At 59.0% G+C, this 10,724-nt stretch carries 10 protein-coding genes; 9 read left to right on the top strand and 1 reads right to left on the bottom strand.

The genetic code is table 11. The annotated features are described in order from the left end of the window. Positions 1 to 47: 47 nt before the first annotated feature. On the bottom strand, positions 48 to 2,132 hold the full coding sequence (gene uvrB / locus ACYVHH_RS08740; RefSeq protein ID WP_460564749.1) for an excinuclease ABC subunit UvrB: 2,085 nt from the start codon (positions 2,130 to 2,132) through the stop codon (positions 48 to 50). Between the two features lie 395 nt (positions 2,133 to 2,527). Between uvrB and ACYVHH_RS08745 the strand changes: the two genes are divergently transcribed. From ACYVHH_RS08745 to rsxB, 9 genes are all read left to right on the top strand, one after another. Continuing rightward, a complete protein-coding gene (locus tag ACYVHH_RS08745) occupies positions 2,528 to 3,514 on the top strand; it encodes a hypothetical protein (protein ID WP_460564750.1) in 987 nt (328 codons plus the stop codon). Between the two features lie 117 nt (positions 3,515 to 3,631). Continuing rightward, complete coding sequence (locus ACYVHH_RS08750; RefSeq protein WP_460564751.1) at positions 3,632 to 4,618, top strand: toll/interleukin-1 receptor domain-containing protein; 987 nt, start codon at positions 3,632 to 3,634, stop codon at positions 4,616 to 4,618. Between the two features lie 744 nt (positions 4,619 to 5,362). Further along, positions 5,363 to 6,010, top strand: a complete 648-nt coding sequence (locus tag ACYVHH_RS08755) for a LysE family translocator (RefSeq protein ID WP_460564752.1) — start codon at positions 5,363 to 5,365, stop codon at positions 6,008 to 6,010. Between the two features lie 9 nt (positions 6,011 to 6,019). Continuing rightward, positions 6,020 to 6,466, top strand: coding sequence for a VOC family protein (locus ACYVHH_RS08760; protein ID WP_460564753.1), 447 nt, complete (start codon positions 6,020 to 6,022; stop codon positions 6,464 to 6,466). Beyond that, positions 6,463 to 6,804 carry an antibiotic biosynthesis monooxygenase family protein gene (locus tag ACYVHH_RS08765; protein WP_460564754.1) on the top strand — a complete coding sequence of 114 codons (342 nt, stop codon included), beginning with the start codon at positions 6,463 to 6,465 and terminating at the stop codon, positions 6,802 to 6,804. Before ACYVHH_RS08760 ends, ACYVHH_RS08765 begins: the two co-directional genes overlap by 4 nt. Positions 6,805 to 6,831: 27 nt before the next feature. After that, positions 6,832 to 7,257 carry a GFA family protein gene (locus ACYVHH_RS08770; protein ID WP_460564755.1) on the top strand — a complete coding sequence of 142 codons (426 nt, stop codon included), beginning with the start codon at positions 6,832 to 6,834 and terminating at the stop codon, positions 7,255 to 7,257. Between the two features lie 115 nt (positions 7,258 to 7,372). Continuing rightward, positions 7,373 to 8,569, top strand: coding sequence for an amino acid aminotransferase (locus tag ACYVHH_RS08775; protein WP_460564756.1), 1,197 nt, complete (start codon positions 7,373 to 7,375; stop codon positions 8,567 to 8,569). A 121-nt stretch (positions 8,570 to 8,690) separates the two neighbouring features. Next, positions 8,691 to 10,043, top strand: coding sequence for a polyhydroxyalkanoate depolymerase (locus ACYVHH_RS08780; protein WP_460564757.1), 1,353 nt, complete (start codon positions 8,691 to 8,693; stop codon positions 10,041 to 10,043). Continuing rightward, positions 10,040 to 10,717 carry an electron transport complex subunit RsxB gene (rsxB, locus tag ACYVHH_RS08785; RefSeq protein WP_460564758.1) on the top strand — a complete coding sequence of 226 codons (678 nt, stop codon included), beginning with the start codon at positions 10,040 to 10,042 and terminating at the stop codon, positions 10,715 to 10,717. The genes ACYVHH_RS08780 and rsxB overlap by 4 nt, the downstream gene beginning before the upstream one ends. Positions 10,718 to 10,724 lie beyond the last annotated feature (7 nt).

Consider the following 10,724-nt stretch of genomic DNA (forward strand, 5'->3'; position numbering starts at 1 on the left):
ATCCGCCACTTGCGCCCTCCCCTAAACAGGGGAGGCAGCAGCCCGTATCAGGCAGCCTTCCCGTTCACGGGTGGCACGTGGTCTTCGCCATGGGCGCCCAGCACACGGTCCTTCAGCCGGGCCAGTTGGTCGCGCACGCGGGCGGCCTGTTCGAACTCCAGGTTGCGGGCGTGCTCCAGCATCACCTTTTCCAGCCGCTTGATTTCCTTGGACAGGTCTTTCTCGCTCATGTCCTGGATCTCGGCCAGGTGCTGCTGGGCCTGCGCCAGCTTGGCGGCTTCCTCGCCTGCCTTTTCGCTGTAAACGCCGTCAATCAGGTCCTTGATGCGCTTGACCACGCCCTTGGGCGTGATGCCGTGTGCCTCGTTGAAGGCAATCTGCTTGGCGCGGCGGCGTTCGGTCTCGCCAATGGCACGCTTCATCGAATCGGTAACGCGGTCGGCGTACAAAATGGCCATGCCGCTGAGGTTGCGCGCCGCTCGGCCTATGGTCTGGATCAGGCTGCGCTCTGACCGCAAGAAGCCTTCCTTGTCGGCGTCCAGAATGGCCACCAGCGACACCTCGGGGATGTCCAAGCCCTCGCGCAGCAGGTTGATGCCCACCACCACGTCAAAAGTGCCCAGGCGCAGGTCACGGATGATCTCCACCCGCTCCACCGTGTCCACGTCGGAGTGCAGGTAGCGCACCTTCACACCGTTTTCCGTCAGGTAGTCGGTCAGCTGCTCGGCCATGCGCTTGGTCAGCACGGTGATGAGCACCCTCTCCTGCCGCTCCACCCGCAGGCGGATTTCCTGCAGCACGTCGTCCACCTGATGGGTGGCGGGGCGCACCTCAACCACTGGGTCCACCAAGCCGGTGGGGCGTACCACCTGTTCCACCACCTGGCCAGCGTGTTGTTTTTCGTAGTCTGCTGGCGTGGCCGACACAAAAATGCACTGGCGCATGCGCTGCTCGAACTCCTCCAGCTTGAGCGGGCGGTTGTCCAGCGCGCTGGGCAGGCGAAAACCGTATTCCACCAGCGTGGTCTTGCGGGCGCGGTCGCCGTTGTACATGCCGCCCAACTGGCCGATCATCACATGGCTTTCGTCCAGGAACATGATGGCGTCCTTGGGCAGGTAGTCGGTCAGCGTGCTGGGCGGCTCGCCGGGAGCCGCACCGCTCAGGTGGCGGGTGTAGTTCTCAATGCCCTTGCAGTGGCCCACCTCGCTCAGCATCTCCAGGTCGAAGCGGGTGCGCTGCTCCAGCCGCTGCGCTTCCACCAGCTTGCCCATGCCCACCAGTTCCTTCAGCCGCTCCGCCAGTTCAACCTTGATGGTTTCCACCGCTGCCAGCACCTGGTCGCGCGGCGTCACGTAGTGGCTGCTGGGGTACACGGTAAAGCGCGGAATCTTCTGCTTGATGCGCCCGGTGAGCGGGTCGAACAGCTGCAGGGTCTCCACCTCGTCGTCAAACAGTTCGATGCGGATGGCCAGTTCGGAGTGTTCGGCCGGGAACACGTCGATGGTGTCGCCCCGCACGCGGAACTTGCCACGTGAAAAATCCTGCTCGTTGCGCTGGTACTGCATGCGCACCAGTTGCGCGATCACGTCGCGCTGGCCCGCCTTGTCGCCCACGCGCAAGGTCATGATCATCTGGTGGTAGCTCTCGGGCTTGCCAATGCCGTAGATGGCTGACACTGTGGCCACGATCACCACGTCGCGCCGCTCCAGCAGGCTCTTGGTGCAGCTCAGGCGCATCTGCTCGATGTGCTCGTTGATGGCGCTGTCTTTTTCGATGAACAGGTCGCGCTGCGGCACGTAGGCTTCGGGCTGGTAGTAGTCGTAATAGCTGACGAAGTATTCCACCGCGTTCTTGGGGAAGAATTCGCGGAATTCGGAATACAGCTGGGCGGCCAGGGTCTTGTTGGGCGCAAACACAATGGCTGGGCGGCCCAGGCGGGCAATCACGTTGGCCATGGTGAAGGTTTTGCCAGAGCCGGTCACGCCCAGCAGGGTCTGAAACACCTCGCCGTCTTCAATGCCCTCTACCAACTGGGCAATGGCCGTGGGCTGGTCCCCGCCCGGGGGGAAGGGCTGGAACAGCTCGAACGGCGAGCCGGGGAAGGAGACGAACTGGCCTTGGGATTCAGACATGCGGGGGATTGTGCCATTGGGGCCTTGGCTCGGCTTTGGCGTTTGCTGGAGCGGACTGCCTGTGTGCTTTGCTCCGTGTCCCCCGGCCTGCGGCCTGCACCGCGTGTTCGTGCATCACTGGATGTGTTAAAAATGCATCCACATCAGAAGTGCCCGCTTAACGCCTTGCTTCTCGGCGATCGGGGGCAGTGTCACATAGGGATGGTGCGGTGTATATCTCCGCGATACTCGACACCGATAAGTTTGTCTATTTTGGGTTCTGTAGAGGGAGATGCCGTGCTATACACCTGTTGTTCTGTTATTGAGTCTGCACCCGAATGGGTGCAGACTGTATGTTCGGTCTCTTTAGAAATTCTACGAATCGCCTATGTAGTTCCACCTTCAGGGAGTAGCAAGTGAAGAATCAACAGGTCTCTATCGTTGCAGAGCAACCGTCGACAAACGTAACGGTATTGCGAATCGCAACTGCTGCAATGAACAGCGTTACTCAGCTATTTTCGAGCCGACCGCAGGTCTTTTTGAAGCAGATCGATGAGCTTGATAAGAAGATCATTAGAAAGCTTGCGCTGCATCAAATTAACGATGTAACCACCTCTGTGTGCATTCATTTCCAAAACGACCGAGTTCGGAACCTGTCCAGCATTGCCGACCTTTGGAAAGAGGACTTTGAGGTCGATGTACTTACCGACTCCATCTCATTGCGATGGTCGTTTGTCTTTGATCCTGCTGGCAAAGACGATCAGCATTTGCACTCAATCTTCGTAAGAATTTCCGAATCACCAAACGCGGGCCTCTTCTTGCAAAAGATGCTGAGCACGCGACCGGACGACCTTGAGAGACCTGATGGAGAGATTTTTTCGCCGGTTGCCTGCAAATTAGATTTTGCCGACAGTCGCTTTAGTTCAGAGGTTCTTGCCCTCGTCACAGAATGGGTCGAAGCCCAGCCGCAGGCCGAAACGACATTTGGCTTTGTGAAGTGGCTGGGAAAGCACTCCGAGAAAATCACCTCTTTCATTTCAAATACCCTGCCAGCCTTGGCGGTTTTAGCTTACGTAGGAGCATGGCTTCGATACATCCCGCACTCGATCACCAATTCCATAAAGTACTCAGCCGCGTGGGTGTTAGGGGGAGGCGCGCTCTTCTTAATAGCGCGATACGCCGCCAGTCTCATTAATGTGTTCTTCGCACGCCATATGCGCCGAATCTCAGCCGTACCACTTTTTCAAATTACTGCGGGTGATCGTAACAAGATGACGAAGTACATGGCCAAGAGCCAAAACTCGGTCATCGTCCTTGCGGTAGGCGGACTAATCTATGGATTTTTTAAGGCTGTCGGCATTTATCTCGCCTCACTTGTTATTACAAGTCCTGTGCAGCCGTAAAATCTCGGAAGCGTCTTGGCATCGAGACCGAACCCATCATTCCGCCGGACCTGCGCGAAAAGTGCGCAGGCCGGTGAATTCAGACGTTATATTTTTCGAGCCTGAGGGAGGGCCAACATGCTGAAGATCAAAGAGGGCAGTGTGTTCGACGACAAATGCGACTTGCTCGTACTTCCTAGCGACTCAGGCGGCGGTGTCACTCAATGGGTCAAAAGTGAGATCGAAAGCAACAATCTTCCGTTTCCCAGCACGAAGATTCCATTTGGGAAGGTCATGTTCCTACCCACAAATGCGCGTTACCCCAAGGCAGATTTCATTGCATATGCCGCATCGGTTGACGCCCAAACAATCGCCTCCAGTAGCAATGCAATCGAAAGCATTATTTCCGACATAGTTCGGTATTGCAAAGACAACAATTGTTCGATTGCAAACCTGCCAGTCCTTGGCACAGGTGCGGGCGGACTTGATCCTGCTGACGTTCTCGCACTCTATAAAAGACTACTGACAAGCGAGGCGGTGCAGTTCAATGCATATGTCCCAGACAAGAACACAGCCAAGGTGTTTTTGAGTTGGAACTCGGAGGCTAACGCAAGCAAAAAGCAGACCGACGAACACCCAAGAGTATTCATCTCCTACTCTTGGAAAGACGAATCAGTGAAATCGTGGGCATTGGAGTTGGCGCACAAGCTACGTGCGAATGGCGTTGATGCAAGGCTAGATCGATTCCACCTTCGTCCTGGGATGGATCTCCCTCAGTGGATGACCAACGAAGTCTTAAAAGCCAGCAAGGTACTTTTGATCTGCGACTCACACTACGCAGAAAAGGCAGACACGAGACGCGCAGGCGTGGGCTGGGAAACAATGATCATCCAAGGTGACATGATGCTTCAGGGGGAAATGAACACTAAGTACATCGTGATCGCCTTCGGAGATTTTGAGAAAAATACGCCGATCTACATGAAATCGAAACTTGGCATCAGCCGAGAAACCATCGATAAAAACTTCAATCTGTTGCTTGAGTACATTTTTGACATTGATGCCGCTCCAGAAATTGGCGCGATCCCAGGCTGGTTAAGAACCAAGCGGAAGGCAGCAAAAATTTAAGCCTTTCCATTCAAAATTAATGCAGATTCCGCTGTGCGACAGTTATAAATATGCACGGTGACCTACATGAATTAAGACAAGTACAAGTCCCTATTGGTTGCAGTCGTTTTTTTCAATGATGTGGCACAAAAAGGACTAACCATTGAAGGTAGGCCTCATCCCGATACACTGACTTCATCAGCATCGAGGGGGCTGGTTCTTTGATGTGTTAAAGCTTTGCATTTGATAAGAAAACTCCTCCAAACGCTATCGTTCCATCTCCTCAGGCAAATATACACGACCCAAAATTAATGAATGTTATGCTTGAAGCATTAAGGTACCTTGGGTGCCAAATCGAAGAGAACAATCTAAATTCAGATTTTTTATCATCAAGATCCCCTCAGCTAAACTTCAAGGAGTCCACTAACCGCTTATCTGCGTTCTTTCTCAAGTATTGCGAGGTTACACGCCTGGCTCTCCAGGATGCTGCTGACGCGGCAGCAATGGCGGCAGCGGCTATTATTCACGAGTGCCTTGAAGTGTTAGCAATTGAGAATGGTGAAGCCATTGCTGTTTATAGATTAATTGAGGGGACCAAGACAGCGCCTTATCCAATTTTCTCGTCCGACGATGTCGTTCAGACCGTGGCGCAGATCAAGAGGAAGGCTCGGTGCAAGGTATGGTAAGTGTGCACAATCCTGTAGCCCACTAGTCGCTACGCAGCATCGTTAATTACCACGTTGGACCTATTCGGAGTTTGTAGCAATGACCAACCTCTTCCCACCCTGGCCGCTGTTCTCCGCCTTCCTGCTGGCGAGCTTTGTCCTCGCTGTCACGCCGGGGCCGGGCGTGCTCTACATCGTTACGCGCAGTCTGGTGCAGGGGCGCCGTTTCGGCCTGGTGTCGGTTGCCGGAGTGGCTCTGGGCAATCTGGGCAACGCGCTTGCCGCGTCTGTGGGGCTTGCCGCGTTGTTTGCGGTTTCGTCCCTTGCTTTTGCCATCGTCAAATATGCGGGTGCGCTCTACCTTGTGTACCTCGGGGTGCAGATGATGCGTTCGTCCCCGGGCGGGCATTCGGCTGCCGTTCCCGCTGCGGTCCCCCTCCAGCACATTTTCCGTGACGGTTTTGTGGTCGCGCTCCTCAACCCCAAGACCACGGTTTTCTTTGCAGCGTTTCTGCCGCAGTTCCTGAGCCCTGGCGCGCCACCCATGTTCCAGAGCGTGGCGCTTGGTTTTCTGTTCGTGGCCATTGCCGCTGCAACCGACAGCGCCTACGCTTTGGCCGCTGGTGCGGCGGCGCCAATGCTGCGCGGCAAAGCTGTCCGCAGCGTTGGGCGGCGTCTTGGTGGTGGCGTGTTCATCGGCCTTGGCGTGTTCGCTGCGCTGGCGGGTACGCGCGGTGTCAGCAAATAGGCCCACGCCATGTTCTCGCACATCTTCGTCGGCGTGAGTGACTTTGATCGGGCACTCAGGTTCTATGAGCCGCTGATGGCGGCTCTGCAAATTGAGCTGCGGTTCTGTGATCGCAGCCGCCCCTGGGCTGGCTGGCAAACCACGGGCGGCCCAAGGCCGCTGTTCCTCATCGGCAAGCCGTATGACGAAAAGCCACCTCACCCTGGTAACGGCCACATGGTGGCCTTCCTGGCAGCCGATCGCGCCTCCGTTCGTCACGTCCATCAGGTGGCGTTGGCAAATGGCGGCACTTCAGACGGTGAGCCCGGCTTGAGGCCCGAATACCACGCCAACTACTATGGGGCCTACTTTCGGGACCCAGATGGCAACAAGCTCTGTGTTGCCTGTCATTCGCCCGAGGAGGAGGCCAACGCCAAAGATGGCGGTATGGCGTCCCGCTTGAAAGATCAACCATGACACCCTCTTCCCCCTTCGCCCAGACGCCCGAGCCACCCTACTACGCGGTCATCTTCTCGTCCCTGCGCACAGACGGTGACGCGGGCTATGCACAGATGGCAGACCGCATGGTGGAACTGGCAGCGGAACAACCCGGCTTTCTGGGGGCTGAAAGCACCCGGGGCGCCGATGGGTTTGGCATCACCGTGTCATACTGGGCCAGCACCGAGGCCATTGCCGCCTGGAAGGCCAACGCCGAGCACCTGGCCGCGCAGGCCATGGGCATACGCGCTTGGTACGCGCATTACGAAATGCGCGTGGCAAAGGTGGAACGTGCGTATGGCAAACCCGTGGGCTGACGCGCCCACCCCTTGCGGAGCTTGCAGATGAACACCAGAACCGGCGGCTGCCTGTGCGGCCAAGTACGTTACAGCATCACGGCCGAACCGGGGCCTTCGCGCATTTGCTGGTGCCGTGACTGCCAGCACTTGGCGGCCAATGGCACGGTGAACGTGGTTTTCCCCACGGCGGCCATTGAGGTGACCGGCAACGTGGCGCGGCACAACAAGACGGCCGACAGCGGCAACCAGGTCACGCGAAGCTTTTGCCCGCAGTGCGGCTCCCAGCTGTTTTCCGACTCGTCTGGCCGCCCGGGGCTGACCGTGGTGCGCGTCGGTACGCTGGATGACCCCTCTTCCATCAAACCCACCGCCAATATCTGGCGGGCCAGCGCCCCTGCCTGGGCCTGTGTGGACCCGGCACTGGAGACGTTCGACCACGCGCCGCCCCCGCCGCCCAAGCCTGCGGCGTGAGCGTTCGTTTGCGGCAGGCCCGCCCCTGTCCACGGTAAAATAAAGGGCTTTGCGCTGCTCGTCTGGCGGCGTGATGCAAGCCCCCGTTTTTTCCACCCCACAGGTACACGCCACCATGTCTCTGTTCACCGCCGTCGAAATGGCCCCCCGCGACCCCATCCTGGGTCTGAATGAGCAGTTCGCTGCCGACACCAACCCCAACAAGGTCAACCTGGGCGTGGGCGTCTATTACGACGACAACGGCAAGCTGCCCCTGCTGCAGTGCGTGCAGCAGGCTGAAAAGGCCATGATGGACAAGCCCGCCGCGCGTGGCTACCTGCCCATCGACGGTATTGCCGCCTACGACAACGCCGTGAAGGGCCTGGTGTTTGGCGTTGACAGCGAGCCGGTGAAGAGCGGCCGCGTGGCCACCGTGCAGGCACTGGGCGGCACTGGCGGCCTGAAGATTGGCGCTGACTTCCTGAAGAAGCTCACCCCCAACGCCAAGGTGCTGATTTCCGACCCGAGCTGGGAAAACCACCGCGCGCTGTTCACCAACGCGGGCTTCACCGTTGAAACCTACGCCTACTACGACGCCGCCAAGCGTGGCGTGAACTTTGAAGGCATGCTGGCCAGCCTGAACGCCGCTGCGCCCGGCACCATCGTTGTGCTGCATGCCTGCTGCCACAACCCCACTGGCTACGACATCACCCCCGAGCAGTGGGACCAGGTGGTTGCCGCCGTCAAGGCCAAGGGCCTGACCGCTTTCCTGGACATGGCCTACCAGGGCTTTGGCCACGGCATTGCCGAAGACGGCGCCGTGATCCAGAAGTTCGTGGCCGCTGGCCTCACCTTCTTCGTGTCCACCTCGTTCTCCAAGAGCTTCAGCCTGTACGGCGAGCGCGTGGGCGCCCTGAGCGTGCTGTGCGAGAACAAGGAAGAAGCCGACCGCGTGCTGAGCCAGCTCAAGATCGCGATCCGCACCAACTACTCCAACCCGCCCACCCACGGTGGCGCCGTGGTGGCTGCCGTGCTGAACAACCCCGAACTGCGCGCCCTGTGGGAAAAGGAACTGGGTGAAATGCGCGTGCGCATCAAGGCCATGCGCCAGAAGCTGGTGGAAGGCCTGAAGGCCGCTGGCATTCAGCAGGACATGAGCTTCATCACCACGCAGATCGGCATGTTCAGCTACTCTGGCCTGACCAAGGACCAGATGGTGCGCCTGCGCAGCGAGTTTGGTGTGTACGGCACCGACACCGGCCGCATGTGCGTGGCCGCGCTGAACAGCAAGAACATCGACTACGTGTGCAAGGCCATCGCCGCAGTGTTGTAAAACGCGGACGGGTTTCGCCAATGCGACAGACGGAGCCCGGCATTGCGTCGGGCTTCGTTCATTATGAGGTATATCCTGTTATATTTGTTGCACTGCAACATAATCGTGTAGCGAGGCCTCCATGCTGTACCAGTTCTACGAAACCCAGCGCTCCTTGATGGAGCCCTTTTCCGACCTTGCCCAGCTGACGGCCAAGCTGTACGCCAACCCCCTTTCGCCCCTGGGGCAGACACCGTTCTCGCAGCGCATTGCTGCAGGCTACGACCTGATCCACCGCCTGGGCAAGGACTACGAGAAGCCCGAGTTCGGCATCACGACCGTGGATGTGGGCAACGTGCACGTGGCCATTGCGGAACGGGTTGAAATTGATAAACCTTTCTGTGAGCTACGCCGTTTCAAGCGCTATTCGGATGACGCAGACACCATCCTGCGTTTGAAGCAACAGCCTGTGGTGCTGATCGTGGCGCCACTGTCGGGTCACTACGCCACGCTGCTGCGTGACACGGTGCGCACCATGCTGGCCGACCACAAGGTCTACATCACCGACTGGAAGAACGCCCGCCTGGTGCCGATGAGCGAAGGCGACTTTCACCTGGACGACTACGTGAACTACGTTCAGGAGTTCATACGCTACCTGCAGGGCATTTACGGCAACTGCCACGTGATGAGCGTGTGCCAGCCCACCGTGCCGGTGCTGGCTGCGGTGTCGCTCATGTCCAGCCGGGGCGAACTGCCGCCGCTGTCCATGACCATGATGGGCGGCCCCATTGATGCCCGCAAGTCGCCCACGGCGGTGAACAACCTGGCGGTGCACCGCAGCATCGACTGGTTTGAAAACAATGTGATCTACAGGGTGCCCACGAACTTCCCCGGCGCCGGGCGCCGTGTCTACCCTGGCTTCTTGCAGCACGCGGGCTTCATTGCCATGAACCCGGACCGGCACGCCAACAGCCACTACGACTACTTCCAGGACCTGATCAAGGGCGACAACGACAGCGTTGAGGCCCACCGCAAGTTCTACGACGAGTACAACGCCGTGCTCGACATGGACGCCAACTACTATCTGGAAACCATCAACACGGTGTTCCAGGAGTTCAAGCTGGTCCATGGCACCTGGGAAGTGCGCAACGAAAAAGGCGTGAAGGAACTGGTGCGCCCGCAGGACATCCGCGACACGGGCCTGCTGACGGTGGAAGGCGAGCTGGACGATATTTCCGGCAGCGGCCAGACCCGCGCGGCGCACGACCTGTGCACGGGCATTGTGGACAACGAGCAGCGCCACTACGAGGTGAAGGGTGCAGGCCATTACGGCATCTTCAGCGGCCGCCGCTGGCGGGAAAAGGTGTACCCGGTGGTGAAGGCCTTCATTGAGGAGCACAACGCCGGCATCAAGGTGGCCAGTCCCGCGCCGTCGTCTGCCCGCAAGGCGCCCGTGCGCAAGACGGCTGCCAAGAAAACCACGGACAAGGCTTGACGACGACAGACCCCCGCGCCGAATTGGCCGCGCGCATAGACGCGGCCTTGCCGCAAACGCAGTGCACGCGCTGCGGTTACCCCGATTGCGCCCGCTATGCCGCTGCCGTTGCGGCGGGCGAAGCCGATATCAACCAGTGCCCGCCCGGGGGCGAGGAAGGCGTTCTTCGCCTGGCTGCCATCACGGGCCGCCCCGCCCTGCCCCTCAACCCTGAAAACGGCATTGAAGGGCCGCTGACGGTGGCCGTGATCGACGAGGACTGGTGCATTGGCTGTACGCTGTGCATCAAGGCGTGCCCCACTGACGCCATTGTGGGCGCCAACAAGCGCATGCACGCGGTGATGGAGCCCTATTGCACGGGCTGCGAGCTGTGCATTCCCGTTTGCCCGGTGGACTGCATCAGCCTGGAGAACGTGAGCGGCACGGCCACGGGCTGGGCGGCGTGGTCACCCCAGCAAGCGGACCTGGCGCGTTCACGCTATCGGTTGCACCTGCAGCGCACGGAACGCGATGCTGCGGAGCACCAGGACAGGCAGGACAAGAAAGCCCAGGAGAAACTGGCAAACCTGGAAGAACATTCCAAGCATACCGACCCGGCCATGCTCGACAAGAAGCGCGCCGTGATAGAGGCAGCCCTGGCCCGCGCGCGCGCGGCGCGGCAGACCAAGGGCTGAGCCGCTC

This window comes from Hydrogenophaga aquatica (assembly GCF_054780915.1).